Source organism: Thioclava sp. F1Mire-8 (genome assembly GCF_002213165.1).
GTDB lineage: Bacteria > Pseudomonadota > Alphaproteobacteria > Rhodobacterales > Rhodobacteraceae > Thioclava > Thioclava nitratireducens.
Genome location: NZ_NBNY01000001.1, coordinates 1,731,938 through 1,758,875, shown reverse-complemented (window position 1 = coordinate 1,758,875; position 26,938 = coordinate 1,731,938). Strand labels below are relative to the sequence as shown.

General features: G+C 61.7%; 27 protein-coding genes. 18 read left to right on the top strand and 9 right to left on the bottom strand.

Annotation, left to right across the window (positions count from 1 at the left end):
• Positions 1 to 121: 121 nt before the first annotated feature.
• Together B6V75_RS08140 and B6V75_RS08135 are read right to left on the bottom strand one after the other, a co-directional pair.
• Positions 122 to 916, bottom strand: coding sequence for an ion transporter (locus B6V75_RS08140; RefSeq protein WP_088719287.1), 795 nt, complete (start codon positions 914 to 916; stop codon positions 122 to 124).
• A gap of 640 nt (positions 917 to 1,556) precedes the next feature.
• Positions 1,557 to 2,255 carry a FadR/GntR family transcriptional regulator gene (locus B6V75_RS08135; protein WP_075777109.1) on the bottom strand — a complete coding sequence of 233 codons (699 nt, stop codon included), beginning with the start codon at positions 2,253 to 2,255 and terminating at the stop codon, positions 1,557 to 1,559.
• A 167-nt stretch (positions 2,256 to 2,422) separates the two neighbouring features.
• Between B6V75_RS08135 and B6V75_RS08130 the strand changes: the two genes are divergently transcribed.
• From B6V75_RS08130 to hydA, 5 genes are read left to right on the top strand one after another with little or no spacing between them, the layout of a single operon-like run.
• Positions 2,423 to 3,214, top strand: a complete 792-nt coding sequence (locus B6V75_RS08130; RefSeq protein WP_075777110.1) for an ABC transporter substrate-binding protein — start codon at positions 2,423 to 2,425, stop codon at positions 3,212 to 3,214.
• Positions 3,215 to 3,269: 55 nt separating this feature from the next.
• On the top strand, positions 3,270 to 3,944 hold the full coding sequence (locus tag B6V75_RS08125) for an amino acid ABC transporter permease (protein ID WP_075777111.1): 675 nt from the start codon (positions 3,270 to 3,272) through the stop codon (positions 3,942 to 3,944).
• Positions 3,941 to 4,678: an amino acid ABC transporter ATP-binding protein gene (locus tag B6V75_RS08120; protein WP_088719286.1), complete on the top strand. Its 738-nt coding sequence runs from the start codon at positions 3,941 to 3,943 to the stop codon at positions 4,676 to 4,678. The genes B6V75_RS08125 and B6V75_RS08120 overlap by 4 nt, the downstream gene beginning before the upstream one ends.
• Positions 4,679 to 4,698: 20 nt before the next feature.
• On the top strand, positions 4,699 to 5,952 hold the full coding sequence (locus B6V75_RS08115; RefSeq protein WP_088719285.1) for an aminotransferase class V-fold PLP-dependent enzyme: 1,254 nt from the start codon (positions 4,699 to 4,701) through the stop codon (positions 5,950 to 5,952).
• Positions 5,949 to 7,367, top strand: coding sequence for a dihydropyrimidinase (gene hydA, locus B6V75_RS08110; protein ID WP_088719284.1), 1,419 nt, complete (start codon positions 5,949 to 5,951; stop codon positions 7,365 to 7,367). Before B6V75_RS08115 ends, hydA begins: the two co-directional genes overlap by 4 nt.
• Before the next feature lie 250 nt (positions 7,368 to 7,617).
• On the opposite strand, the gene B6V75_RS08105 is transcribed toward hydA, so the two are convergent.
• Positions 7,618 to 8,865 (bottom strand): SLC13 family permease, encoded by a 1,248-nt coding sequence (locus B6V75_RS08105; protein WP_088719283.1) that lies wholly within the window; start codon positions 8,863 to 8,865, stop codon positions 7,618 to 7,620.
• A 274-nt stretch (positions 8,866 to 9,139) separates the two neighbouring features.
• On the opposite strand from B6V75_RS08105, the gene B6V75_RS08100 reads away from it, so the two are divergent.
• Together B6V75_RS08100 and B6V75_RS08095 are read left to right on the top strand one after the other, a co-directional pair.
• Positions 9,140 to 9,607: a hypothetical protein gene (locus B6V75_RS08100; protein ID WP_088719282.1), complete on the top strand. Its 468-nt coding sequence runs from the start codon at positions 9,140 to 9,142 to the stop codon at positions 9,605 to 9,607.
• A 480-nt stretch (positions 9,608 to 10,087) separates the two neighbouring features.
• Positions 10,088 to 11,395: a Glu/Leu/Phe/Val dehydrogenase gene (locus B6V75_RS08095; RefSeq protein WP_240496931.1), complete on the top strand. Its 1,308-nt coding sequence runs from the start codon at positions 10,088 to 10,090 to the stop codon at positions 11,393 to 11,395.
• Between the two features lie 52 nt (positions 11,396 to 11,447).
• Here the strand turns inward: B6V75_RS08095 and tnpA are convergent, their stop codons facing one another.
• Positions 11,448 to 11,852 (bottom strand): IS200/IS605 family transposase, encoded by a 405-nt coding sequence (gene tnpA, locus B6V75_RS08090; protein ID WP_088719281.1) that lies wholly within the window; start codon positions 11,850 to 11,852, stop codon positions 11,448 to 11,450.
• 26 nt (positions 11,853 to 11,878) lie between these two features.
• On the opposite strand from tnpA, the gene B6V75_RS08085 reads away from it, so the two are divergent.
• Entirely contained in the window at positions 11,879 to 13,135 is a 1,257-nt protein-coding gene (locus B6V75_RS08085; RefSeq protein WP_088719280.1) for an RNA-guided endonuclease TnpB family protein, read from the top strand.
• A gap of 246 nt (positions 13,136 to 13,381) precedes the next feature.
• Here B6V75_RS08085 and B6V75_RS18850 read toward each other — a convergent pair whose 3' ends face one another.
• The 4 genes from B6V75_RS18850 to B6V75_RS08065 form a co-directional block, all read right to left on the bottom strand.
• The gene (locus B6V75_RS18850; protein WP_146735113.1) at positions 13,382 to 13,654 is read right to left on the bottom strand and encodes a chlorhexidine efflux transporter; all 273 of its coding nucleotides are present in this window, start codon (positions 13,652 to 13,654) and stop codon (positions 13,382 to 13,384) included.
• Positions 13,655 to 13,694: 40 nt separating this feature from the next.
• On the bottom strand, positions 13,695 to 14,123 hold the full coding sequence (locus B6V75_RS08075) for a PACE efflux transporter (protein ID WP_088719278.1): 429 nt from the start codon (positions 14,121 to 14,123) through the stop codon (positions 13,695 to 13,697).
• Positions 14,124 to 15,033: 910 nt separating this feature from the next.
• Positions 15,034 to 15,705, bottom strand: a complete 672-nt coding sequence (locus tag B6V75_RS08070) for a GntR family transcriptional regulator (RefSeq protein WP_088719277.1) — start codon at positions 15,703 to 15,705, stop codon at positions 15,034 to 15,036.
• 19 nt (positions 15,706 to 15,724) lie between these two features.
• Positions 15,725 to 16,660: a hydroxymethylglutaryl-CoA lyase gene (locus tag B6V75_RS08065; protein ID WP_088719276.1), complete on the bottom strand. Its 936-nt coding sequence runs from the start codon at positions 16,658 to 16,660 to the stop codon at positions 15,725 to 15,727.
• 85 nt (positions 16,661 to 16,745) lie between these two features.
• On the opposite strand from B6V75_RS08065, the gene B6V75_RS08060 reads away from it, so the two are divergent.
• The 10 genes from B6V75_RS08060 (at position 16,746) to B6V75_RS08010 (ending at position 26,534) form a co-directional block, all read left to right on the top strand.
• Positions 16,746 to 17,963 (top strand): CoA transferase, encoded by a 1,218-nt coding sequence (locus B6V75_RS08060; protein ID WP_206198474.1) that lies wholly within the window; start codon positions 16,746 to 16,748, stop codon positions 17,961 to 17,963.
• 106 nt (positions 17,964 to 18,069) lie between these two features.
• Positions 18,070 to 19,068, top strand: coding sequence for a TRAP transporter substrate-binding protein DctP (gene dctP, locus B6V75_RS08055; protein ID WP_088719274.1), 999 nt, complete (start codon positions 18,070 to 18,072; stop codon positions 19,066 to 19,068).
• Between the two features lie 90 nt (positions 19,069 to 19,158).
• Positions 19,159 to 19,689, top strand: a complete 531-nt coding sequence (locus B6V75_RS08050) for a TRAP transporter small permease (protein WP_240496929.1) — start codon at positions 19,159 to 19,161, stop codon at positions 19,687 to 19,689.
• Positions 19,686 to 20,957: a TRAP transporter large permease gene (locus B6V75_RS08045; RefSeq protein WP_206198473.1), complete on the top strand. Its 1,272-nt coding sequence runs from the start codon at positions 19,686 to 19,688 to the stop codon at positions 20,955 to 20,957. Before B6V75_RS08050 ends, B6V75_RS08045 begins: the two co-directional genes overlap by 4 nt.
• A 199-nt stretch (positions 20,958 to 21,156) precedes the next feature.
• Positions 21,157 to 22,452, top strand: coding sequence for a TRAP transporter large permease subunit (locus tag B6V75_RS08040; RefSeq protein ID WP_088719272.1), 1,296 nt, complete (start codon positions 21,157 to 21,159; stop codon positions 22,450 to 22,452).
• A gap of 40 nt (positions 22,453 to 22,492) precedes the next feature.
• A complete protein-coding gene (dctP, locus tag B6V75_RS08035; RefSeq protein WP_088719271.1) occupies positions 22,493 to 23,527 on the top strand; it encodes a TRAP transporter substrate-binding protein DctP in 1,035 nt (344 codons plus the stop codon).
• 12 nt (positions 23,528 to 23,539) lie between these two features.
• Positions 23,540 to 24,049 (top strand): TRAP transporter small permease, encoded by a 510-nt coding sequence (locus B6V75_RS08030; protein WP_206198472.1) that lies wholly within the window; start codon positions 23,540 to 23,542, stop codon positions 24,047 to 24,049.
• A 755-nt stretch (positions 24,050 to 24,804) separates the two neighbouring features.
• Positions 24,805 to 24,942, top strand: a complete 138-nt coding sequence (locus B6V75_RS18645) for a hypothetical protein (RefSeq protein WP_168174454.1) — start codon at positions 24,805 to 24,807, stop codon at positions 24,940 to 24,942.
• A gap of 74 nt (positions 24,943 to 25,016) precedes the next feature.
• Positions 25,017 to 25,523, top strand: a complete 507-nt coding sequence (locus tag B6V75_RS08015; RefSeq protein WP_088719269.1) for a hypothetical protein — start codon at positions 25,017 to 25,019, stop codon at positions 25,521 to 25,523.
• A gap of 90 nt (positions 25,524 to 25,613) precedes the next feature.
• Entirely contained in the window at positions 25,614 to 26,534 is a 921-nt protein-coding gene (locus B6V75_RS08010) for a transglutaminase family protein (RefSeq protein WP_088719268.1), read from the top strand.
• A 24-nt stretch (positions 26,535 to 26,558) separates the two neighbouring features.
• On the opposite strand, the gene B6V75_RS08005 is transcribed toward B6V75_RS08010, so the two are convergent.
• Positions 26,559 to 26,765 carry a hypothetical protein gene (locus B6V75_RS08005; RefSeq protein ID WP_088719267.1) on the bottom strand — a complete coding sequence of 69 codons (207 nt, stop codon included), beginning with the start codon at positions 26,763 to 26,765 and terminating at the stop codon, positions 26,559 to 26,561.
• Positions 26,766 to 26,938: the final 173 nt, after the last annotated feature.

Here is a 26,938-nt window from a genome sequence, read left to right as displayed (position 1 = left end):
GCGCACCGGATCAGGCGCGGACGAAACAGGTGGGAAAGTCGGGGTCGGGCGCAGGCGCATCGCGCGGGGTCTCCTGAGATCGGGCTAGTCTTTGTCTATACGCGCGCGCTCAGAAACGGGCTCAATCGCGGGGCGGAGCTGCCTCGCGCAGATCGCCGATCCGCTGTTCGATCGCCTCGAGCCGTAGCAGCACCTCGTCGCGATAGGCATCGGTGCGCGTGGTCTCCTCTTCGGAATGGGCATCTTGCATCGAGTTCACGATCAGGCCCACCAGAAGGTTCACCACCGCGAAGGTCGTGACCATGATGAAGGGCACGAAGAATGCCCAAGCCAGAGGGTGGGTTTCCATCACCGGGCGCACAATGCCCATCGACCAGCTCTCGAGCGTCATGATCTGGAACAGCGAATAGGCCGATTGCCCGAGCGAGCCGAACCAGTCCGGAAAGCTCGTGCCGAAGAGTTTCGTCGCCATGACGCTCGCGATGTAGAAGATGATGCCCATCAGCAGGAATACGCTACCCATGCCCGGCAGCGCGTTGATCAGCCCCTCGACCACCCTGCGCAGGCGCGGCGCGACCGAGATGATGCGCAACAGACGCAACACGCGCAGCGCCCGCAGCACGCTGAAGACCTGTGCGCCGGGCAGAAGCGACACGCCGACGATGGTGAAGTCAAAGAGGTTCCAGCCAGAGCGGAAGAAGCCCAGCCGCTGCACGAACAGCTTCAGCCCGATCTCGATCACGAAGACCGACAGGCATAGCATATCGAGCAGCCGGATCAGATCGCCAGCGAGGGCCATCGCGCGTTCTGAAGTCTCCAGTCCAAGAAGCAACGCGTTGAACAGGATCACGCCCGTGATCGTGTTCCTAAAAGTCGACGTGTCGAGCGTCATCGCGATCCGGTCGCGCAAAGTCATGCAGTCCCCCCGTCTTATTGGCCGGTGGGATATGGTCCCTGGGCAGGGCTCGCGCAACCTTACCCTTCAGCAATGAGTGCCTTGGAGAAAACGTTGCGCGCCGTGCCGCGACCTACCTTGGCGAATGTGACCTGACCAAGCCGATGGTGCGAATGACCTGGCCGCGCTGGAGTGGACGAGGCTAAGTCGTCATGAGGTTCGCCGACGTCGGACCCACAGTCTAGGGAGGCAAGCTTCGCCCCTGCGCTTGCGTTCCAGCACGTGTTGCGTGGAGAACTCCTGCGAGATTTGCAAGGCGCTGGCCCCGCGGTGGGTGACTTGCGCCAACACGTTCCCCGGCCTAGGCGGTGTAACGCGGAAAGAGTGCAACTGGCGCAACGTTGGCTCAAGCAGATCATCCGTGGGATATCCGACTGAAACCTCTTAACAGCATTACTGCATGAGCCGACCGGAGAACTGTATCCAGAGATAGGTATCCAGCCAAATCGGGGGTCGTTTCGCGACATCCAGACACATCTGGATTCTATGTTCTTCAATTCCTTGCAGAAGGTGTTGGGTGCGCTGAAACCCCGACGTGCATCAGCATTCCGCAAACGGGGGGATTTGAGAACTCAAGCGCAGGCAGAGGAGCCTCGTTCCCTTAAATCTCTACGCCGGCACACAGCGCAGTATTGCGGATATGCTCTCGCATCGCATCCGCGGCATCGTTCGCATTCTGCCGCGTGAGTGCTTCCAGGATCGCCCTGTGCTCTTTGATCGAGGCGTTCATGCGGCCGACTTCGGTATTCGGGATTGGCACGCGCTGGGTCTCGGTGAGAAGGTCGCGCACGGATTGGTGAAGGCGGCGCAGCATGGCGTTGGGGCAGGTTTGCGCGATGATATTGTGGAAGGTGAGATCGGCTTCGACATGGGTCACGAGATCTTCCTTGCGCCATGCCTGCTCGAATTCCTCCGTCGCACGCCGCAGTTCGTCCGCAATCTCGGGCGTCACGTGGGGGGCGGCGAGGCGGCAGAGTTCCGCTTCGATCAGAAGGCGAGACTGGAAGACGTCGAGGATGGAATACTGCTCCTCGAAGCGCCACTGATCCATCGCGGCGGGCTTGCCTGTCTGAGCGCCGGTCACGAAAGTGCCGCGGGCAGGGTAGGTGCGCACGAGGCCGATCGTTTCCAGCGTCAGCAGGGCTTCGCGAAGGGATGCGCGCGAAACGCCCAGCTGTTCTGACAGCACGCGCTGCGAGGGCAGCCGCTCGTCTTTTTTCAGCGCTCCGGTGCGGATCATTTCTTGCAGCTGGCGCGCGACCGTCTGGGTGACGGGGCTCTTGTCGTTCGTGAAATCCATGCAGCGCCTCTTAAGCTGGCAGTTATTAAATCTATAGCCCCCTGCGCCCGCCAACATCAAAGAAGTTCCTTGTCAGATCGGGGAAAGCATGTTTCAAAAGGTCAGACCGGTCTGACCGGTCATGCCAGTTAAGCAAAATAAAACGACGATCAACAGGGAAAACGAACATGTCTGGAAAATTTGGAAAGATCGCCGCGATGGCCTTCGTTGCAGTGACTGCCCTCGGGACGAGCGCCTGGGCGGAGACGCTCACCGTCGGCGCCAATATCGGGAACGTGCCGTGGGAGTTTCAGGACGAGACCGGCAAGAACGTCGGCTTCGAGGTCGATCTGGTCGATGCGGTTGCCGCGAAACTCGGGCGCGACGTCGAAATCGTGAACATCCCCTTCAACGGTCTCTTCTCGGCCGTGCAGTCGGGCCGGATCGATGCGGCGATCTCGTCGATCACCATCACCGACGAGCGCCTGAAATCGGTCTCCTTCGCGCAGCCCTATTACGATAGCGACCAGTCGCTGACCGCGCTCGCGAGCGGGCCGCAATCGCTCGACGAGATGAAGGGCAAGATCGTCGGTGTCGACACTGGCTCTACCGGCGACATGTGGGCGACCGAGCATAACGCAGAATACGGCTTCTCCGAGATCAAGCGCTATGAGGGTCTGGCGCCTGCGATGCTCGACCTCACGGCGGGGCGGATCGACGGCTACATCTCCGATATTCCGGCGCTTCTCTACTACGTGAAGGACAAGCCGCAGCTGAAAGTCGTCCAGCGGATCGCGACGGGCGAGAAATACTCGATGATGTTCGCCAAGGACGCGCCGCTGGCCAGCGAAGTGAACGACATCATCACCGAGCTCAAGAAGGATGGCACGATCGCCAAGCTGCATGAGAAGTGGTTCGGCGTCGCGCCTGAGGCGGATACCTCCACCGTCACGGTCATGGACATGCCCTCGCTGAAGTAACGACCTCGGGCGCGTCTCCGTTCAGCGGGGACGCGCTTCTCACCGAAAGAGTCTCATGACGTTTTTTGATACATTCCTGAACTTCGAGGTATTGCAGCGAAGCGTGCCTATGCTTCTGAGCGGCCTCTGGCTGACGCTTCAGCTGGGCGTGGCGAGCATCGTGGCGGGTCTGGTCCTCGGCCTAATCCTCTCCATGCTTCGACTCTACGGCGTGGCGCCGGTGCGTCTGCTGACGAAGATCTATATCGACGTGTTCCGCTCGATCCCCCTTCTGGTGCTGCTGATCGTTGTCTATTACGCGTTGCCCTTCCTCGGCGTGCGCCTGTCGTCCTTTGCTTCGGCGATGACCGCGCTGACGCTTGTCTCCGGCGCCTATACGGCGGAGATTTTTCGTGCCGGTATCGAGGCGATCCCGAACGGCCAGTTCGAGGCCTCCGAGGCGCTGGGGCTGAGCCACCGCCAGACGATGGTCGACGTGATCCTGCCGCAGGCGATCCGGATCGTGATCCCGCCGCTGACCAACAACTCGATCAACGTGATGAAGGACACAGCGCTCGCCTCCGTGGTCGCGATGCCGGACCTTCTGAAACAGGCGACACAGGCGCAGGCGCTCGCGGCGAACCCCTCGCCGCTGATCGGCGCCGCGCTGATCTATATCGTTTTCCTCTGGCCGGCGGTGCTGCTGGTGTCGCGTCTGGAGAACCGTTTCAATTCCGGGAGGCGCGTATGAAGGGCTATGTGAGCATCCGAGATCTGCGCAAATATTACGGCAGCTACGAAGCGCTGCGCGGGATCAATCTGGAGATCGAAAAAGGCGAAGTAGTTTGCGTGATCGGTCCCTCGGGGTCGGGCAAGTCAACGCTGATCCGCTGCATCAACCGCCTGGAGGATTTCGACCGCGCGAGCGAAATCCGCGTCGACGGCATCCCGGTCCTTCCGGGGCGGGCCTTGGCGAAGGTGCGCGCCGAAGTCGGCATGGTGTTCCAGAGCTTCAACCTCTTCCCGCATCTCACCGTCCTCGAGAACGTCATGCTGGCCCCACGCCGCGTGCGCCGCACTTCGCGAGCCAACGCTGCGGCGCAGGCCGAGACACTTCTGCGCCGGGTCGGCATCGTCGAGCAGGCCGACAAGTATCCGGGCCAGCTTTCGGGCGGGCAGCAACAGCGGGTGGCGATTGCCCGGGCGCTCGCGATGGAGCCGCAGGTGTTGCTCTTCGACGAGCCGACCTCCGCGCTCGATCCCGAGATGGTGGGCGAGGTGCTCGATGTGATGAAGTCGCTCGCCGGCACCGGTGTCACGATGATCGTTGTCACGCACGAGATGGGCTTCGCCCGTCAGGTCGCCGATCGGGTGATCTTCATGGATGGGGGCGAGGTCATCGAGACCGGCACGCCCGAGCAGGTGCTTGGTGCGCCGCGTGAAGCCCGCACGCTGAATTTTCTCAGCGCTGTGCTGAGCCATTGATCAAAGAGTAGGATATCAAGATGAACACAGCGCAGGACGCGATCGATCTCGACTTCATTCGGGGACATTTTCCGGGGCTCGCCGCCGATTGGGTGTTTTTCGACAACGCGGGCGGCAGCCAGATCGTTCAGGGCGCGGTCGACAAGATCAGCGAGTTCCTGATCCATCGCAACGTGCAGACCGGTGGTAGCTACGCCGTGTCGAAAGCGGCGGCCGAAGGGCTGATGTTGGGGCGCGAAGCCGCGAAGACCCTCGTCAATGCCGCGCGCCCCGAAGAGATCGTTTTTGGCCCCTCGACCACGCAACTCGTGCGCACGCTCGCCTCGGCCATGCGCGGCCAGTTGCAGCCCGGCGACGAGATTATCGTCAGCCACGCGGATCACGAGTCCAATATCGGGCCGTGGGATGCGCTGCGCGAATTCGGCATCGTCATCAAGAACTGGCCGCTAGATCAGGCCTCGATGTCAATGCGTCTCGAGGATCTCGAGCCGTTGATGACCCCGCGCACGAAGCTGGTCTGCATCCATCACGTCTCGAACATCCTCGGCTCGATCAACCCGGTGAAGGAGTTTGCGAATTTCGTGCATGAGCGCGGCGCACGCATCTGCGTCGACGGGGTCGCTTATGCGCCGCATCGCGCGATCGATGTGCAGGACTGGGATGTCGATTACTACATCTTCAGCATCTACAAGTGCTACGGGCCGCATATGGCGATCATGTATGGCAAATATGATCTGCTCGGCGAGCTCGATGGCCAGTATCACTATTTCTACGGCAAGGACAAAGTCCCGGGAAAGCTCGAGCCCGGCAATCCGAATTACGAGCTGGCCTATAGCACTGTGGGCGTCGTCGATTACCTGATCGCGCTTGGCACGCATCTGGGCGGCGAGGGAAGCGATCGCGCACGCCTCGAGGCAGCCTATGCAGGCATAGCCCGGCAGGAGGATGTCTTGGCCGGTCGCCTGATTTCCTGGCTTGAGGCGCGAAATGATTGCCGCATCATCGGGCGCGGAATGGAAGAGGGGCGGGTTCCCACGATCGCCTTCAAGTTCGACGATCTCAACTCGGAGATGGTGGCCCGCGAGATGGACAAGTTCGGCATCGCGATCCGCTTTGGCGATTTCCATTCGCGCCGTCTGGTCGAGGATCTGAAGGAAACCGGGCAGAGCGGCTGCCTTCGCGTCTCGATGGTTCATTACAATTCGGTGGCGCAGGTCGACGCGCTGACCGAGGCGCTTGCGAGTATCACCTCCCAGATGCGGATGGCGTCGTGAGGGCGGGGTGCGATCTCGCGATCCGGGGCGGCACGCTGGTGACCGCCTCGGATCAGTTCCGCGCCGATCTGGGCATTCGCGACGGCAAGATCGTTGAAATCGCATCGGAAATCACGGATGCGCGCGAAGAGATCGACGCCACTGGTCTGATGGTGCTGCCGGGCGGGGTCGACGCCCATGTCCATCTCGCGCAGCCCACCTCGGACGGCACGGTGATGGCCGATGACTTCCTGACCGGCACCCGGTCGGCGGCGGCAGGCGGCAATACCACGGTTTTGCCTTTCGCGCTGCAGGTCAAAGGCAGCTCTCTGCGGGAATGTCTGATGGCCTATCACGAGAAGGCCGAAGGCGCGTGCTATACGGATGTCTCCTTCCATCTGATCGTATCCGACCCGACGCCGCAGGTTCTGGGGCAGGAACTCCCGGCGCTCGTGCGCGATGGTTACACCTCGTTCAAGGTCTTCATGACCTATGACGATCTGGTGCTGAACGATGCAGAGCTTCTCGATGTCTTCGACGTTGCCCGTCGCGAGCGCGCGCTGGTGATGGTCCATGCCGAAGGCCACGACGCGATCAAGCACATGACCCGCAGGCTCGAGGAAGAGGGCAAGACCGCGCCCTATTACCACGCCGTGGCGCATCACGAAATCGCCGAGAGAGAGGCGACCCATCGCGCGATCAGCCACGCGCAGCTGACCGACGTGCCCGTGATGATCGTGCATGTTTCGGGTCGCGACCCGATGGAGCAAATCCAATGGGCGAAGAAGCGTGGCATGAAGGTCTTCGCCGAAACCTGCCCGCAATACATCGTCCTGACACGAGACGATCTCAAAGGGCTGAACATGGATTTCGAGGGCGCGAAATATGTCTGCTCGCCGCCGCCACGGGACACAGACAGCCAAGACGCGATCTGGGAGGGGCTGCGCGACGGCACCTTCGACATCTTTTCGTCTGATCACTGCCCGTTCTATTTCCAAGGCGCCAACGAGACCGGCAAGGACAATCCCCGCGCACGCACCTCGTTCAAATGGGTGCCGAACGGCATCCCCGGCGTGGAGACGCGGCTGCCCATCCTGTTCTCGGAAGGGGTGCGCAAGGGTCGGATCAGTATCGAGCGTTTTGTGGCGCTCACCTCGACCAACCCTGCCAAGCTCTACGGCCTCTACCCGCAAAAAGGTGCGCTGGTGATCGGCGCAGATGCGGATATCACGCTCTGGGATCCCGAACGCAAGGCGGTGATCCGCCAAGCGAGCCTGAACCACGGCGCCGATTACACGCCCTTTGAGGGCATGGAGATCGAAGGCTGGCCCGTCCGCACGATCCTTCGCGGCCAGACAATCGCCGCCGACGGAGAGGTTCTAGAGCAGGGCAGGACCGGGCGGTATCTGTCGCGGACGACCAGTTCGGCCTGGTAGGTGGTTGTCTGGCCAAATCAGGGCGCGCGTTTCACAGTATCCAGACATTCCTCGATTCCGGAATTTTCAATGCCTTGCAGACGGCATGGGGTGAGCGACCGACAACACGCAATGTCGCGATCCGAGCCCCCCTGAAGGCACGCCCATGTCGTTGGTCGAGCAACTAGGGGCGGTCAGGATCGCCTGTGCATGACGGGGCCGGGCCGAACCTCTGCGAAATGGGCGCGAAGAATTATCTGCAGGCGGCGCTTTATCCCGGCAGGCACAGGCGGATAAGAAGCGCGAGGATCAGCGCCGGTGGCATGACCTTCAGCCCGACGCCCAAAAACTGGGCAGCGGAGACGTGAAGCCCGGACCGGCGCAGAGTCGCGAGCCATAGGAGTGTTGCAAGCGACCCGGTCACCGAAAGGTTCGGTCCGAGATCCACACCAATCATCAGGCAGTCGCGCATGAGATCTCCGAGTTCTCCTGCTGCCGCAGCCGCAGCGGCAGCCAGTCCGACAGGTAAGTTGTTGGCGAGGTTGCTCGCGATGCCGACTGCGGTCCCGCTCAGCCCCGCGGTCGCCCGCGGTGAGGTTGCTGACATCTGTCCGAGCCATTTGCCCAGGGTCGACAGGACCCCAACGCGGTCCAGCATGGCGACCAGCACGAAAAGCCCGGCGACGAGTGGCAGCACGCCCCAAGTCAGGTGCCGCAACAGGGGCAAGGGAGACCGCCGGGTGCTCAGCGCGACCGCCAGCGCCACGGCGACCCCGGCGCTGAGTGTCGCAAGACCAAGGCCGCCGCCCAAGGATGAGACGGTGACCAGTGCCACCGTCGAAAGGCTCAGCCCTGTCGCCGCGATCCAGCCGCCCCGCGAAAGCGCGGGGACGTCGGTTGTCGTGGGCTCTGTGCCCAGATCATGGCGCATCGCCCAGCGCAAGGAGAGGTAGCTGACCACGATCGCGGCAAGAGCGGGGAGGGCGAGCCGTGCGAGCCAATCGCCAAGTGGCGGCATGGCACCATGGAAGATTACGAGATTTGCCGGGTTCGAGATCGGCAGGACGAAGCTCGCCGCATTTGCCACGATGGCGCAGGTGAAGAGATAGGGCAGGGGCGGAACGCGCGCATGGCGTGTCACCGCGAGAACGGCAGGCGTCAGCACAACGACCGTGGTGTCGTTCGACAGGAAAACCGTCACGCCCGCGCCGACCAGGTAGAGGATGAAAAACAGGCGCCGTGCGGACCCAGCAGCTGCCTGCACCGCGCGGGCGGCAAGATGGTCGAAAAGGCCCTCACGACCGGCGACTTCGGCGAGAAGCATCATGCCGAGCAGGAAGAAATAGACCTCTCGGCCTTCGCCGATGGCATGCAAGGCATCGGAGAGTGGCAGTGCCCCCAGAAGAACCACCGCTGCGGCGCCGCTCACGGCAAAGATCCAGTCAGCCCAGCCAAAGGGGCGCAGGATCACGCCCGCCGTCGCGAGAGCCGCGATACAAAGACCGATAATCTCAACCATCACCAACGTGTCCGACGCATCAGGCCGTTCCCATTCGCTCCTAGGCCCCATGCAATGGCCGATCTGGCGAAAGCTGTCGATGGGTCCGCATAAAGATGACGCAAAGATGTCTCAATGGCCAAATTTCGCCTTAAAGTTGTCTTAAATGTTGAGCTCGAAGCACGTGGATGCTTCCGAAAATTTCTGAAGATTCTTTGGATTTGATATGGCTCGGAAATTTGGCAGAGGTGCAACTGCGAAAGCGCAATCTCCAAGCGCATTCGTCCGGGATCAAATGGATCGCGTTTCGACCGGCGAGCAGTTACATTTCGCCGCCCCCCTCCTCCTTCCGAAGCGCTGCATTATTTACTGTGGCGCAGGCGGTCTGATCGGCGCGGAACTCGCTGAAATTTGTGACCGCGAGGACGCGAGATTACTCATATGGCCGGAAGGGGTGTTGCCCGAAATTTGGCTGGCGCTTCATACCGACGAGATCGACGTCCTGATGGTCGACGGCGATCATTTGGGAGACATTGAAGACACGATTGATTTTTGCATGCGCGTAAGGCGCGCTTGCCCCTCGCTCCCCTTGATATTGGTCTCCAGCGAAATGCGCGCGGATGACCTTACCAGCGAACGTATGCAAGCCTGCGATGTGACCCTCAAAGTTCCAGTTTCGCAAATCCGGTTGGAAGGCGCGATTCAAGCGGCTCGTCAGAACAACGCGTATTTTCTGTCACGCCGGCATTGGGAGAATTCGTAGCAACTTATTATCGAGCGCGCTGGAGAGGTTGGGGGTTGGGCGATGCGGCCTTCACAGGATCGTGGTAATGATCGGCCGGGATGGGCTGATGTTAGGCGGCGAGGGCCAGCGGGAAGGCGCAAGCGGCCTGAACAGTCGCGGCCAAGCTGCGCACCTTGGCTGCGCACGAGCCATCTCTGTCACGACCTCATTCTAGAGTTTCGGCGCTCGGAGAAGGCCACCTTTCCTGCATCGCACCGTAATATGTTCCTGTCTTGAGTTTCAGCGTGTCCTTCGAGCCATCGCAATAGACCGGGGCGCCGTCGTTACAAAGCCATATTGCTCATAGAGCCGATCCGCAGGAACGTCCGCGATCAAACTCAGGAGTGCCGGCTCGCATAGGTTGAGACAAATCAATGACGCTGCCGCCATCTCGGCCGAGTGTAAAAGCATGTTCTGAAGAAACCGCTTTGAGAAGCCTCGCTGGGGAGTGCCGGATTAATGCCGACCAAGAAAAAAGACGTCGAGGACGATAAGCCCCTGATGACTGGCATGCTTGCGAAGTCTCGCGAAACGCTCCGCGCAGCCTGCGAGCGGCTCAACATCCATCCCGACGTCTACGAAGAGCTGAAATGGCCCCGCGAGACTTTGGCCGCAACGCTTCTGATCCGGATGGATGACGGGAGCCGCAGGGCGTTCCAGTCATGGCGGTGTCGCTATAACGATCGACGGGGGCCGACCAAGGGTGGCGTTCGTTTCCATCCAAACGTCTCGCTCGACGAAATCGAGACCCTTTCCTTCTGGATGACATTCAAATGCGCCGTCGCCAACCTACCGTTCGGCGGCGGTAAGGGCGGGGTCTGTGTGGACACGAAGACGCTCTCGGCCAACGAGTTGGAGCATTTGAGCCGCGCCTATGTCGAAGCCTTCGCTCCGTTCATCGGCCCCGATCGTGATATTCTGGCGCCGGACATGTATACGAACGGGATCGTCATCGCGTGGATGGCGGACCAATACAGCTGGATTTCAGGGCAAGCCTCCCCAAGCGCGATTACCGGCAAACCTCTCGCCTTCGGGGGCACGAACGGGCGGGTCGATGCGACGGCACGCGGCGGATATTATGCGCTGCGCTATCTGGAATCCGCACTCGCTCTCGACCCGAATACGGCCACGGTGGCGATCCAGGGGTTTGGGAATGTCGGCTTCCACTGCGCCAAGCTGCTGCATGCAGACGGGTATAAAATCGTCGCCATTTCGGATTCCGGAGGCGGTATTTATGACCCGGGCGGTTTGGACCCGCTCGCTGTCATGCAACACAAGCATCAGACAGGGGGCGTGAAAGGTGCAAAGGGTCAAGGCAAGACCAAAGAGATCTCAAACGCCGAACTCCTGGAGCTTGATTGCGAGGTGCTGGTGCCTGCCGCATTGGAACGGCAGATCACGCTTGAGAATTGCGACAGGATCAAAGCCCGCATCATTCTGGAAATGGCGAACGGACCGGTGTCTCCCGAGGCCGACAAGAAGCTGACGGAAGCGGGGCATATCGTCGTGCCCGATATCCTCGCAAATTCCGGCGGCGTTACGGTTTCGCATTTGGAATGGGTTCAGAACAGATCGGGTTTTTATTGGGACAGTTCGCGCGTCCGGGATCACCTTAAAACGACGATGGAAACCGAGACGCAATCGATCTGGACGTTGCACAACGAGATGGAACTTTCGATGCGCGATGCCGCCTACATCCATGGCCTGCGTCGGATCGCGGAATCCGTGGAAGCCCGGGGCACTCCCGCTTATTTCGAGGGGTCTTAACAGGCGCTAGCGCCCGGTTGGATTGGTGGGGGAGCCCGCAGGGCTGGTGAGGTCAGTCAGGTCGCTCCTGCGAGCGGACATATTCCTTGATCGTTTCCAGCGGGGCGCTGCCACAGCTGCTCACGAAGTAGCTCGGAGACCAGAGAGCGCCGCCAAGGCGTTTCAGGCTCGGGAAGTCCCTCCGGAGACGCCGCGAGGTGGTGGTCTTCACCGCATTCGCAAAATCGGCGACCGCCTCGGCGGGCGGCAGCGAGAACAGGATATGGATGTGATCGGCTTCCGCGCCGAACTCCTCCAGCGCGCCGCCGCGAACATCGCAGCGCTCCCGGATCGCGACCTCGGCCGCCCGCAGCATTTCGGATGTCAGCACTGCGCGGCGCTGCTGCGTCACTAGAACCATATGGTAGTGGAGACTAAAAACGCAATTGTTTGTGCGACTATAGGATTGATCCGACATGTCGGAACCAATATAATAAAAGGACCATGACCGCAACTCGATCCCTCTCCTTCAAGCTTTACCCCTCGCCCGCCCAGGCGGCGGCGCTGGCGCGCAAGCACCTGATGCTGAAAGACCTGTGGAACGCCGCGCTCGAGGAGCGGATCGGTGCCTGGCGGCATAGCCAAACCCGGGTCTCGCGCTCCGACCAGGAAAAGGCGTTGAAGGAGATCCGCCTCGGTCTCGAGGGCTGGTGCGGGCTCGTCCACACGCATGAGGCCCAGGTCGTTCTGAAGCGTCTGGATCTCGCCTTCCAGGCTTTCTTTCGCCGCTTGCGCGCGGGGGAAACGCCGGGCTTCCCGCGCTTCAAGAGCGCCGAGCGCTTCCGTGGCTGGGGCTACAAGGAGCACGGCAACGGCTTCAGGGTCGAGATGCGCGACGGGGGCCGGCATGGCCATGCCACGCTGTTTGGCATCGGGCGGATGCGGATGCGGGGCATCGCGCGCACGCCGGGCCGCGTGCTCAAGGCCGATGTGACCCGGACAATCCGCGGCTGGAGGCTCAACGTCGTCGTCGAGACCGGCTGCGCCGAGCGCGCGCCGGCCGAGGGGCAGGCGGTGGGGCTCGACTGGGGCGTCTCGACTTTTGCCACGCTCGCACATGAAGACGGCGCCTTCGAGGAACTGCCGAACCCGCGCCACTGGGGTCTCGAGGCCGAGGACCTCAAGGCTGAGCAGCGCCGGCTCTCGGCCGCGGCCCGGGCGCGAAAGATCTCCCAACGGGCGCTGCGGAAGCATCGCCGCGCTCTGGCGCGTCGTCATGCGAAGATCGCTGCGCGACGGAAGGACTTCCTGCACAAGACGAGCGCGCGGATCGTCGGGCGGCACCGTCTGATCGCGACCGAGGCGCTGACGGTGCGCAACATGACCGGCTCGGCCCGGGGCACCGCGGAGGCGCCGGGCCGGAATGTGGCCCAGAAGGCGGGCCTGAACCGATCGATCCTGGACACGGCCCCGGCCGGGTTTTTGAACATGCTCCGATACAAAGCGGAAGAAGCTGGTGCGGAGTTCCTCGAGGCGAAGACGCGAGAGCTGAAGCCGTCACAGCGCTGCCCGGACTGCGGCGCGGTGCGGAAGAAGACGCTCGCGGAGCGCCACCATGATTGCGACTGCGGCTGTCGTCTCGGGCGAGACGAGGCCGCGGCCCTCGTTTTGCTGCGGTGGGGGCTCGTGGAGAGCCGACGTCGCCAGAACGCGGAAACGATCAACTCGGCCGGGACGGTCGGGGTTCAGGCAGCTGCCTGATCCGAAACCCCTTCCAGCCTACGAGATTGGTAGCGGCAGGTTCATGAAGAATTACAAGTCTGGCGGCCCCCCGCGGTGTTCTACGGCCTGTCCGAGACGCAAGCCGAGAAGCGTCCGGTCAAGCCCGGCTACGTCCCGGCGAACTGATCGAAGCGGCTCGGGTCGAGGGCGCGAGCTGGTTCCGGCTCTCGACCGGCATAGAATATTCGGGACACTAGACCATCGAGAACGCCTAAGCCTTCGCGATCAACGGGACTCGGTCGCGGAGTGCCTATGTTTGCGACGGTCAAGCTTTCCAACTTGGTCGACTGCTTGATCTCCGGTTCGACGAGCCGGGCAAGGTTCTCCAGTGACTGTTGCCAGCCGAGGTAGCAAGCCTCGACCGGGATAGCGTCTGGCACCCCGGCCCATATTTCCCATTGGGTGGCCGAACATCCGCGCGAAGATCGGCGTCACAGTGAGGATGCCGATGATTTCGAAACACACGGCTCGGCGAATACGATCTGTGGTGCAGCGCATGGGAAGGCTGCAGTCCCTCCCGCGGCTTTGTCTTCCATCGTCACGCGATCCGTTCGCGTCCTTGCGGCGGAAAGATCGTATCGTATCCCCAAGTGAAGACGAAGGCGTAGCCGAGATAGAAGCCTGCAAAAGACGCTTCCATCATGAGAATGGTCAGCAGGGAGGTCTCGAGCCACCATGCGAATATCGGAAGAAGCAGCGCGAGCAGCGTCGCCTCGAAAAGCACCGCGTGAACGATCCGGAGCGGTATCGTCTTGCGGACATCGCCGCGACGCCAGAGCAGGATGTGATCGAAAGCCAGGTTGAAAAGGTAATTCCAGGCGGTGGCCGCGGTCGCCCCGAGAACGACCAGCACGCCCATATCTCCCATGGGGTGATCGAAGACCCAGGCGAAGAGCGGCGTCACGATGAGGATGCCGATGATTTCGAAACTCACGGCTTGGCGGATACGGTCTGGGATGCTGCGCATGAAAAGTCTTCGTTAGGTCAGGCGGTCAAGCGTGCAGACCGTGTGCTCGGGCAGGGGGACGGGTCTCCCTATGGTGGGTCCCGCGGGCTGGCTTTTCAAGCCGGACCCGACGCTGATCGCGCCGGCCCGCAATTCAGCCGTTCAAGAAAGCCAGCAATGGTCGGTCTCATAGCTAGCTTTTCGCCTCAGCATCTGGCGTCAGTTCTCGCAGATGCGTTCCTGCTCGTTTTCTGGTCTGCCGAGCATCCTCTCAAATACCAGCTTTCAAATGGGGAGTGCTCAATAAACGATATTGCCACATCGCGAACCGCGAACTTCTAGACTGTTTATCGAGCACTCGCGGTCCAGGCGCTTTTTGTGCTCGATCATCTACCTTCCTGGCGTCATGTGGCGTTAATCGAGCTCCAGGGGTGGCCTCTGCGGCTCCCACAGCGCGCCGGATCTTTTGACGCCTTGCCCTGGGGATGCCGGAGATGGTCAGCGGTCTGAAGGCGGCTTCAGGCCGCAGCCGCATAGCTCGATTGAAGACCCGAACCTGCGCTCCTTCCCACAAGCGCCGGCCCGTAACAGGTGATTTCTGCAATTCAATCAGGGGCATCGTCGTGTTCCCGCGTGTTTGCGCTCATGAATTTCGAAGTTTTGGCGGGGTTCTTCCGAGCCTTTTCGCCCCGCGGAACGGCAATTACCTCATCCGTGTTCTCCTCCTGTCGGCCGATGGTCGGCGCATGAAATGCCGAGTGGATGGCGATGGAATACGAGTCTCTTGGGCGTTCGGCGACCGTCTCGGCCCTTCTCGAGAGCGCATCCATTCAGGACGCGGCTTATCGTGCGCGGTTTGCGGAAGGGTTTCGCAAGGCGGGTTTGGCCGAAGAGTGAGCGTTGAAAAGGCGCGCGACAAGGGGGCACGCGCTTAGCCGCCGAACTCCTTGCGCGCCGTCGTCGCGGCTGCGTGCAGGTGGGTCCGCATCGCTGTCTCCGCCCAATCCGGGTCGCCCGAGCAGATCGCGTCGGCGATTTCCTGATGATGCGCCGCGGAGCGCTGGATTGCCGTCTCGTCATAGCTGTGGAAGGTGCGCGCGACGAGGGCGAGGTTTACTACGAGAGACAGCATCGCCTCCAGCCGTGGCGAGCGCGAGGTCGCGAGGATCAGTTGGTGGAACTCCCGGTTCGCCTCGGTGATCTCCTGGAAATCCGCATCGCCGCGCGGCGGCACATGGTCGGCCATGCGCTTGGCCAGGCGCTGCAACTCGGCGCATTCGGCTGCGTCGGCAAAGCCTGCGGCGCGTTTCGCGGCATAGGATTCCAGCAGCAGGCGGATCTGGAAGATCTGCTCGATCTCGTCGGGGCCGAGGCCCACGACGCGCAGGCCGGGGCCTGCCTCGCGGGTCAGCAACCCTTCGAGCAAGAGCCGCTTTACCGCCTCGCGGATCGGCGTGCGAGACATCTTCAGGCTCTGCGCGATTTCGGCCTCGGTGACACGCTCGTTCTCGGCGTAATGGCCCGAAAATATTCGTTTCCGAATGGCAAGATAGGCCTGCTCGGCGGCGCCGATTTTTTCGCCGCTTTCCTCCTTGTGTCCCATTCCCCCCTCCTTCGCCGGATCAGGCCGTCTGAGGCTTCGGGAAGCCGCCTGCTTTCATGAGCATCCCCGGCACCGTGTGCCCCACGGCCTCTTCGAGGGCCTTCGCTGTCTCGATCGCCTTGTCCAGATCGTATCCGGTTGTAATACCGGAGCGTTCGAACATGTAAACAAGATCCTCACTCGGGACATTGCCGGTCGCGCGCGGTGCGAAAGGGCAGCCGCCGACACCGCCGAGCGCCGCATCGAAGGAGCGCACGCCCGCCTCAAAGCCCGCCCATGCATTCGCCAGCCCGGTATTGCGGGTGTTGTGGAGATGCAGGCGGATCGGCAGGTCGGGGTAGCGCTCGCGCACAGCCGCTACGCGCTCTGTGACGTCGCGGGGCGAGGCTACGCCGATCGTGTCAGCTAAGGTCAATTCGTCGGGCGCGGTCTCCATAACCTTATCGAGCACCCAAGTGAGCCGCGATACCGGAACCTCGCCCTCGAAAGGACAGCCGAAGCCCGCGGCGAAGGTCACGTTGGTCTTCTGCCGTCCCTTCGCGCCAGCGGCGATGTCGCGCCATTGCGCGATGCCCTCCTCGGTCGTCATGCCCTGATTGCGCTGGCTGAACGTGTCGCTGAGAACGATCGCGTAGTTGATCTCGTCGACGCCAGCGACCTGCGCGCGCAGGAAGCCGCGATGATTTAGCACCAGCCCTATATAGCGCATCCCGTCTCGGGGAAGTCGTGCGCAGATTTCCTCGGCATCGGCCATCTGCGGCACCTTCTTGGGATTAACGAAGCTGGTGATCTCCACCCGGCGCGCGCCGGCGCCGATAATGCCCTTCAAAAGCTCCAATTTTGTATCCACGGAGAGGGTCCGCTTCTCATTTTGGATACCGTCCCTCAGAGAAACGTCCACTATTTCAACGTTATTTCTCAATATTTCGCCCTCCCGAAGAAAAAATGTTGCCATGCAACTTCAAAAATGTATGCATTATTTTTGAGGAGAGTCGAGTCCGCTCTGGTGGGCCGACGTGAGGAAGAGGATGACAAACCCTATGGCCACGAAGGCAGAAACCGCGCGCAGCGGGCCGCTTAATGATGTTCGCGTGCTCGAGATGGGACAATTGCTGGCAGGCCCCTTCTGCGGTCAGTTGCTTGCCGATTTCGGCGCCGAGGTCATCAAATGCGAGCAGCCCGGCTCCGGCGATCCGCTGCGGGTCTGGGGGCAGGAAAAGCCCTATGGGAAATCGCTCTGGTGGCCGGTCGTCGGGCGCAACAAGAAATCGCTGACGCTCAACCTGCGCACAGAAGAGGGGCAGGAGATCGTGCGCGATCTGATCCGCTCGACCGACATTCTGATCGAGAATTTCCGCCCCGGCACGATGGAACGCTGGAATCTCGGCTACGAGGATCTGAAGAAGATCAATCCGCGCCTCATCATGGTGCGCGTCACCGGCTTCGGCCAGAGCGGGCCGTATTCCAAGCGCGCTGGTTATGGCGCGATTGGCGAGGCGATGGGCGGTCTGCGCTACGTCGTGGGTGATCCCTCGACCCCGCCGAGCCGCATGGGCATCTCAATCGGTGACGAACTCGCGGCAGTCTATGCCTGCATGGGCGCGCTGATGGCGCTGCATGCGCGCGAACGCACCGGGCAGGGCCAGATCGTCGATAGCGCGATCTACGAGGCGGTGCTGGCAATGATGGAAAGCACGGTCAGTGAATACGACGTGGCGGGCTACGTGCGTCAGCGGACAGGCGCGACCCTGCCGAATGTCTCGCCTTCGAACGTCTTCGAGACCCGCGACGACAAGTTGCTGCTGATCGCGGCCAACCAGGACACGGTGTTCCGCAGATTGGCGGCCGCGATGGGGCAGCCCGAGCTCGCCGAGGACGAGCGCTACGCGACCCACTCGGCGCGCGGCAAGAACATGCGCGCGCTCGACGGCAAGATCAACGAATGGACCAAGACACTCGATCTCAAGCCGCTGGAGGAGTTGCTGCACGAACATGGTGTGCCCTGCGGTCTGATCTACAGCGCGGCCGAAATGATCGACGATCCGCATTTTCAGGCGCGCGAGGCGATCGTGGAGCTGCCGCATCGCGATTTCGGCTCGATCAAGATGCAAAACGTCGCGCCACGCCTGTCCGACACCCCCGGCGAGATCCGCCATGTCGGGCCGGAACTGGGCGAGCACACGGAGGAAATTCTGGGAGGTGAGCTTGGCATGAGCTCCGACCGTATCGCGGAGCTGCGCGAGGCGGGGATCGTCTGAGCTTTTCGTTCGGCGCGTGCCGAGGAGGAGCGGCGCGCGTCGGGCATTGATGGCATTTCGCCAGATTAAGGCCGGCTGGAGGTCGGCATTCATTGGGAGGACTATCATGAAATCATACGCAATTGCTGCGATGCTCGTCGGCAGCGCGCTGATCGGCACCACTGGACAGGCGATGGCCGAAAAGACCCTGCGCGCGACCGTTCAGGTGTCGGTCGATCATCCGATCGGCGCGAACCTCGTAACTTTCAAGAACGAGGTCGAGAAACTCTCGGACGGCGATATCAAGGTCGAGATCTATGATAGCGCGCAGCTCTTCAAAGGGAGCGAGGTCCCGAAAGCAGTGGCGAGCGGCGCGATCGACATGGGCGTCGTGCTGGCGGACGAGTATTCCGGCACCGTCCCCGCCGCCGGCATCTTCAGCGAGCCCTTCCTGTTCCCGAGCTATGATGTGCTCGCCAAGGCGGCCGAGCCCGACAGCCCGGTGCGCAAGACCTTCGACGAGCTGATCGGCAAGACCGGGACGAAGGTTCTCTGGTGGCAGGATTACGGCCCGGTCCAGATCCTCTCGAAGGACGAGCCGATCCGCACCCCCGCCGACATGAAGGGCAAACTGGTGCGCGCTCTGGGCAAGCCCTCGGGTGACTTCATCGAGGCTGTGGGTGGCACACCGGTTGTGATGGGCGGCTCCGAGCAGTTCATGGCCTATCAGCGCGGCACCGTCGATATCGGCATGAGCGGCACGACCGCCACAAAATCGCGCAAGCTCTATGAAGTGATGAACAACGTTACAATGACGAACCACGCGCTGGCCGAGTTCATCGTTGTCATCAATCCCGATGTCTACGCTTCGCTGAGCGACGAGGAGAAGGGCTGGGTCGATCAGGCCGCGCATGATGCCGAGATGTCGATGCGGGCCAATACCCGGCAGGAGAACGAGGATGCCGCGAAATGGCTGCAAGAAAGCGGCAACGCGACGGTGACCGACCTGACCGACGATGAGATGGAGCAGTGGCGCAAGGCTTCGGCCCCGGCGATCGATATCTATATCAAAGATGCGGGCGATGTCGGCCAGAAGTTGGTTGACGAAGTTCGCGCGCTCTACTGATCGCGGCTCCGCGCCATTATGGATGAGCATATTCCTCAGCGGTCGGAGGCCCCTTCGGGGGGCTCCGGTTCCCCGGGCGGTCCGCGCGCCTTGCGGGCCGTCGACGCTGTTTCCTCCATCGCAGCGTGGGGGGCTGATATCACCATCGTCGCGATCTGCTGCATGGTCAGCTACGAGGCGCTCGCGCGCTATGTTCTGCACGCGCCGACGCGCTGGACGGCGGATGTCGCGACGACACTGATGCTGTGGCTGACCTTCATCGCGATGGCGCAAAGCCTGCGCCATCGGCGGATGATCCGGATCACCGCGCTGATCGCAAATCGCAGCCCCAATGTCGCTCGACTGGTGGAGCTGTTCTCGCTGGTCGTAATTGGCGGCTTCTCCGTCATGGCGGTCTGGCTCTGCTGGGGCGAGTTGATTGAAAGCTTCGAGATGGGGCGACGAACGGCGAGCATGCTGCAGATGCCGCAATGGATCGTGGAGGCGCCCGTCGTCGTGGGCTACGCATTGCTCGCGCTGCAGGCCTTCGCGGATGCAGCCCGGCTCTGGATGCGGCCGCCGCCCGAGTTCAGCCATGCTGAAGATCCGGAATTTCACGAAGACGAGGGGCAGGGCGCATGATCCCGGTTATGATTATCCTCGGCCTGATCGCGTTGCTGCTGACAGGGCTGCCGGTGGCTTTCGGCCTCGCCACCTTCGGCACGCTTCTGATCGTGCTCAAGGGGCTGCCGCTTGCGCTGATCCCCGCGAACCTTTTCGGCGGAGTAAATGACTTTGTCCTGCTCGCGGTGCCGCTGTTCCTGCTGATGTCCAACATCCTGCTGCGCGGCGGGGTAGGGCGCGATCTGTTCGTGGCGCTGCAAAGCTGGGTGGGCCATCTGCCCGGAGGGCTCGGCATCGCGGCGCTTCTATCCTGCGGTGTCTTCGCGGCGATCTCGGGCAGTTCGGTGACCACCGCCGCGACCGTCGGCACCGTCGCGATCCCGGAGATGACCAATCGCGGCTACGGCAAATCCTTCACGCTGGGGCTGCTTGCGGCGGGCGGCACACTGGGCATCCTGATCCCTCCCTCGATCCCGCTGATCGTCTACGGGGTGATCGCCGAGGAAAGCATCGGCAAACTTTTTCTCGCCGGGATCGGTCCGGGCCTCGCCCTGATCGTCGCCTTCGGTATCTACGCGGTGTTCGCCTCCACCATCGGTTCGCGCGCGAGCGCCACGCCGAAAGCTACCTGGCCCGAGCGCTTCCGGGCGAGCCGCCGGGCCATGCCGACCGCGATCCTTGCGGTGATCATGCTGGGAGGCATCTACTCCGGCGCTTTCACGCCCACCGAAGCCTCGGGCATCGGCGCCTCGGTCGCGCTGCTAATCACGGTGCTGCAACGCTCGCTTAGCTGGAAGGGCTTCCTTGCCGCGGTGCGGGATTCCGTCATGACGACCTCGGTGATCTTCCTTATCGTCATCGGCGCGAAGATCTTCGGTCGCGCGATCACCCTCTACCAGATCCCCGCGCAGGTCGCGCATATGTTCGAGATCGCCGGAGACAACCGTTGGGTCTTTCTGCTGATCGTGTCTATCATCCTGCTCTTTGTCGGGCTGTTCCTCGAGAGCATGTCGATGCTGCTGATCATGGTGCCGGTGTTCCTGCCGACCGTGATCGGGCTGGGGATCGATCCGGTCTGGTTCGGCGTCTATTTCGTCCTGCTGATCGAAATTGCGCTGATCACGCCGCCGGTCGGGCTCAATCTCTTCGTCATACAGGCGATCGCGAAAACCGGGATCGGCACGGTGATCAAGGGGGTGACGCCCTTCGTGTTGCTCATGCTGCTCGTCGCGGTGACGATGTGCCTGCTGCCCGGCCTCGCGCTTTTCATACCGTTTCGCTTGTGACCGGGTCGGGCGGTGCGACATATTGCGGGGCCGCGACCGAAGCGTGGCCCGGACGCTCCGCCCGCGCGGGGCCGCGGGCGTGGCGCGGGATTTGTCGGGGTCGGGGAGGGCTGCGACAGTCTCGCGAAGACAGATGGTCAGGGAGAGACCAGAGGGAGGAGAATATGCGTCTTGGATTTTCACAGGATAGGCCCGCCGGATGATTGAACCTGTCATCGTGGTGATTGCCTTGATCGGCCTGATCGGCATCGGCGCGCCGATCTTTCTCGCATTGGGCGCAAGCGGGCTGCTCGGGCTTTGGATGGCGCGTGGATCGCTCGCCTTCTTCTTCGCGCCGACCTCGTTTTTCGGCCAGCTCAATTCGTTCGAACTGATCGCGCTGCCGTTGTTCATCCTAATGGGCAACTTGCTGGGTGCGACGCCTGTGGGCAAGAACCTGTTCAAGGCGGCTGCGCTGTGGCTGCAATGGCTACGCGGCGGGCTGGCGATCGCGACCGTGGGTGCGTCTGCGATCTTCGGCGCGGTGTCCGGGGTTTCCGTCGCGGGTGTCGCGGCAGTGGGCTCCATCGCAGTGCCGCAGATGCTGGAGCGCGGCTATTCTCGCGGTCTCGCGGCTGGTTCGGTCGCCTCGTCGGGTGCGCTTGCGATGCTGATCCCGCCCTCGGTGCCCTTCATTATATACGGCGCGGTGTCGGGCGTCTCGGTCGGCTCGCTCTTCATCGGGGGTATCCTGCCCGGGATCGCGTTGGCGGCGGCGCTGTCGCTCTACATCTATATCCGCGTGCGACTGAAGCCCGAGCAAGCCCCGCGCGAGGAAGGTCCCGCCCCGTCGATGGGAGAGAAGTTTCGCTCGCTCGCCGGTATCTGGCACGCTTTGCTGCTGGTCGCGATCGTGCTGGGCTCGATCTATTCCGGCATCGCGACCCCATCCGAGGCCGCGGCCTTCGGGGCGTTGGGAGCGTTTCTCATCGCGGTTCTGGTGTTCCGCGCACTGACATGGCGCAGCTTCGCGCTGATCCTGTCTTCCTCGGTCAAGGTTTCCTGCACGATCCTTCTGATTATCGGCTGCGCGAAAATTTTCGGCGATTACCTCAATCTCGTGCGGGTGCCCGAGATCGTGGCGGAGAGCCTGACCTCGACCAGCCTGCCCAACTGGGGAATCCTCGTGATCCTGATGCTGGCGCTGATCCTGTTGGGGATGCTGGTCGATGCCGTGTCGCTGATCGTGGTGACGACGCCGATCCTGCTGCCGCTGATCCAGACCTTGGGATACGACCCGCTCTGGTTCGGGATCATTCTGGTGATGAACCTCGAGATCGCGGTGGTCACGCCGCCGGTCGGGCTGAACCTCTACGCGCTTCGCGGGGTCTGCCCGATGCTCAGTGTCGAAGAAATCGTCCGCTCCATCGTGCCCTTCGTCGCGGTGCAATTCGTGATGCTGATGATCTTCGTGCTGTTTCCCGGGATCAGCCTCTGGCTGCCAAGCCTGCTGTGACCGGACCGTTGCTGCAAATTCAAAGGGAGGAGAACCTAAAATGACGCAGACAAGACGCAATTTCCTGAAAAGCGGGGCCGCACTCATGGGAGGGAGCGCGGTTCTGGGGATGGCTGGCAGTCCGGCCTTCGCGAGCACTACGCTGACGGGCGTGAGCTACCTTCCGCCAAGCTACAAGGCGCTGGCCTACGGCTCGGCGGGTTTCGTCGAGCGGCTCAACAAGAGCGATGCCGTCACGGTCGATTACTACGACAGCGCGAAGCTGCTGAAGGCCGACGAGCAGCTGCCTGCCCTGCGCGCCGGCACGATCGACTTCATGTTCCATACCACGAGCTACATCACACGTTCGGTGCCGATCCTCGGTGTGACCGGTCTGCCTGGCGTGGTAGAAGAGCTTTACGAGAATCCCGACCGTCTGAAGAAAGGCAGTCCGCTGTTCGACCTGATCAACGAGCAGCTGGCGAAGGAAGACCTCTACATGGTCTCGATGATGGGCAACATCCTGCAGCCGGAATACATCTGGTCGAGCTCGGACGCCCCAGTCCGCTCGATTGCCGACGTGAAGGGCAAGAAGGTCCGCGTCGTCAGTTTCGAGGGCACGAAGGTCATCGAGAACTTCGGTGGCGCGGCAGTGCGTATCCCTTCCTCGGAACTCTATCTGGGTCTGCAGCGCGGCACAGTCGACGCAGCAGTCGCCAACATCTCGACGATCATCGGCCGCTCGCTGCAAGAGCAGCTGCACCAAGTCTACAAGCTGCCGATTACCGGCTTTGGGATCGGTCTCTTCGTCACGCCGAAGCGCTGGGAGGCGATGGATGCCGACGCCAAGGCCGCGTTCGAAGCCGCCGCAGACTGGTTCGACGAGAACGGCGCGAAGGAGGCCAATGACGTCATCTACAAGGATGAATACTGGCCGATGGTCGAAGAGGCAGGGATCGAGGTGATCGAGCCCTCGGAGGAAGATTTGCAGGCTCTGACCAAGGCGGCCGAAGAGGTGCGCGCGGCTTGGATCGACGAGGTCGGCAAGGACCTTGGCGAGCGCGCCATCGCGCTTGCGACCGGTCGGGCGAGCTAAAGGGAGGGCGCCGTGAGGACGATTTTCAACCGTATCGTGCGGGGCACGCGGTTCCTCGGCCAGCTGGTTCTGGTCTTCATGGTTCTGACGATCTGCTACGATGCGATGATGCGATACATCTTCGCGGCGCCGACCTCCTGGTCTCTCGAGATCAACACGTTCCTGATCGTCTATGTCGCCGTGCTGGTGGCCGCGGACGTCCAGCGAACGGATAGCCATATCCGGATCACCTTCTTCGTCGAGACTGCGCGCCCCCTGATGAAACGAGGTTCGCAGGCGATCATCGCGCTGGCGGGAATGGCGTTTGCGGGGATCATGACATGGCGGGGCTTCCTGATGGCCTTTCAGGCTTGGGATTACGGCGAGCGGGTCTCGTCGAGCTTCGGCACGCCGATGGTGATCCCCTACGCGCTGCTGCCGCTCGGTTTCGGGACGCTGACATTGCAGTTCCTTTTCGACTTGCTCGACGCGACGATCTGGCCGGATAGGGATATCGGCACCGGTCAGCAAGACCTCCAATAGCGCATGACCATCAAGCGCCAAGACGACCCTCGCTTCGGTATCTGAAAGACCCTTGGTTGACCTCTGGGTAAAGCCCCTCTTTTCGTGACGGTTGGTGAACCGACTTCGAACTAAACGCTCATACTCGTTGATCGCGCGATCTGAAGGCAGTTCATACCATCAGCTCATCCTTCGCTGCGCTGTCGATCTGCGAGGCGATGAACGATCGTGGTTTGCTGTCTGAGGCCGAGGTCGTCGGCGTGCTCGAAGATGCGGCCACAAGTCGTGAACACGCGGCGGCCGCATCTCTCGCAGGGGAGGTGTATCTGACCACGGCAGAGCTGATCCGCGCAATCGTCGGAGGCGGAAATCCCGTGCGCAGGCTTTGGTCGGGATTTAGGGATCTTTCGAGAGCCGGAGTCGGCGCAACAACGCGAACAGGACTGCCCTTTAGATCTTCCTGAAACCGGTTTTTCTCAGGAGGTGAGGCTCCGCATAAGGGGGGCGTTCGAGCGAGGATATCTAGGGCAAGCTTTGCCTAGTCGAAACCCGTGGTCTTTCGCCATTGACTGGGCCGCGAGAATGAATCGGATATCGGATCGAGAGGCGCGTCAGGAGTTCGGGGTCCGGACCGGAGATTGAACTAGATCTTAGATTCCTCGGCGCCTGACCATCGTAAAGCAGATCCTTGGTCCCCATATAGATCACACCGGCGACAAGCATCCCGGTCCGACATGGACCAAGAATTGACGTCGGTCGATAAAAGGATCGATGACATGTCCTTCAAGGACCTGAATACTCGGGCCGCAGCGGCGCTGAAGCCTGCGCCCGAGAAGACTGCCAAGCCTTCTGCCGAGAAGAGCGAGCCTAAGGCCGCCAGCAAGGAAGCGCCGGCGAAATCCAAGACTTCTTAAGACCTGCGCAGACCCGCGCCCCGGCCCTGGCAAGGGCGCGGGTCATTCGCTCATGATGTGAGAGGATTAGGCCAGTGGAAGAACTTACACGCAAGACCGTCGCGGTTTTTTCCCGCCCGTTCAACATTCCGGGGTTTGCCGAGACACTCCCGGCGGGAGAGTATGAGATCGAGACGGAGCTGGTCTCGCCTCCGGATCGGAAGGACCCCGAAACCTGGAAAGCTTCCGTCATGGTGAAGCTTCATCCCAGAGCCACACATCCCGGATTGGTAAGGACGCTGACCGTTTCCCTGGCCGATCTCGATCACGCGCGTGCCAGAGACAAGCTTACGGGCCGTGCCCTGTCGGACTTTTTCGTGGAAGAGATGCTTTCGGATCCGATGGTGCGCCTCGTGATGGAAGCCGATGGTGTCTCGGAGGCGCATCTGCGCCATCTCTACTCGGTATTCCGATCGCCTGATCCTGATCTATCCAGACTGGAGCCCCAGCCGGCTCCCGAAAGACGGCGCTACGAAGCCTCCATTCTGGCCGCCGAAAACGAAGGGATGCCGACGAGTCCGGAAACACGACCGAGAAATTAGCGGCTTAGCGAGGCGTCTGGCTGCCCCATTGCTAGCCGACATGGCTGTGGGCGTGGCTGCCACTCTTATCTGACCGTATTGGAGCGTCATTTGGCCTGCCTCGACATTCTTCACACAACGACCTACCGATACCGGGGAGACGTCTCTCTCGGGCCGCACAGGTTGATGCTGCGCCCGCGCGAGACGCGAGAATTGCGGCTGCTCTCGCACGCGCTCTCCATTACGCCGACGGCGCACATAACATGGGCGCATGATGTGGCGGGCAACGCCATCGCCACTGCCGTGTTCGACGGTCAGACTGATCATCTGGCAATCGAAAGCCGTGCGACCGTGGAATTGACGGCGTCGGCCTGGCCGGTCTTCGCCATCGCTGCATCGGCAGCCCAATATCCTTTTCTCTACGCTGCGGACGACTGGACGGACTTGGGGGCGCTGACCAAGCCGCAATATCAAGACATCCAAGGCCGCCTTTCTCGCTGGGTCGAGAAGTTCGTCATGGGGCGCCCGACTGACACATTGTCTCTGCTGAAGGACATCAGCACCGGGGGGGTCACGCAGATTTCCTACCAGAGCCGGGAGGATGAGGGCACCCAATCGCCGGCCGAAACACTCGACCGGTGCTGGGGTTCGTGCCGCGACTTCGCAGTCCTGCTTGCCGAGGCCGTCCGCCATCTCGGTTTCGGAGCCCGCATCGTCTCGGGGTATCTCTTCAATCCCGAAATGAACCTTGTGGGATTGGCTGGCTCAGGGGCGACCCACGCATGGGTCGAGATATTCGTCCCCGGCGCCGGATGGATCGCATTCGACCCGACAAATCGCAGCGTCGGGTCGCAGAACCTGATACCGGTCGCGGTCGGTCGAGGCATCCATCAGGTCTCACCGATTTCGGGCAGCTTCTCAGGATTTGGCAACGCGCTCTATGATCTCTCTGTTGAGGTCTCCGTTCAAAACGGGCGCGCCGCCGTGTCCGTGGCGGAGGAGGCAAGTTTCGACGACCTGCCAAGGCGTTAATCAGGTGATGGGTGCTTTGCGCGTTCAGTCGCGATGAAAGTCGATATTTCCGAATTCTTTCCGGGTGCGCTTTTTGACCGCTTGAATACAATCCTCTGGCACGTCGCAGGTGAAGCCGCCTGATCCGCTAATACTCACGAAGCCATCCCGTGCGCGTCCTTCAAACCGGAAGATCGTTTTTTCTGCGCCAGTCACAAGAACGCCTTGGCCGGGCTGAATTGCATCTTCCATTTTCAATCTCCCTCTCGTTTCCGCCCTCAGGCAGCTAATGAAACGAACCGCCATACTCCTGCAAAGAGCCTCAACCTTTGCGGTGCGGATTGACATGGCCGCACCGGGGAGGCTCGCGGGTCAAGAAAGCAGCAATAACTCAATAACCCCTGACATGCTCCCCCGAAACGTCC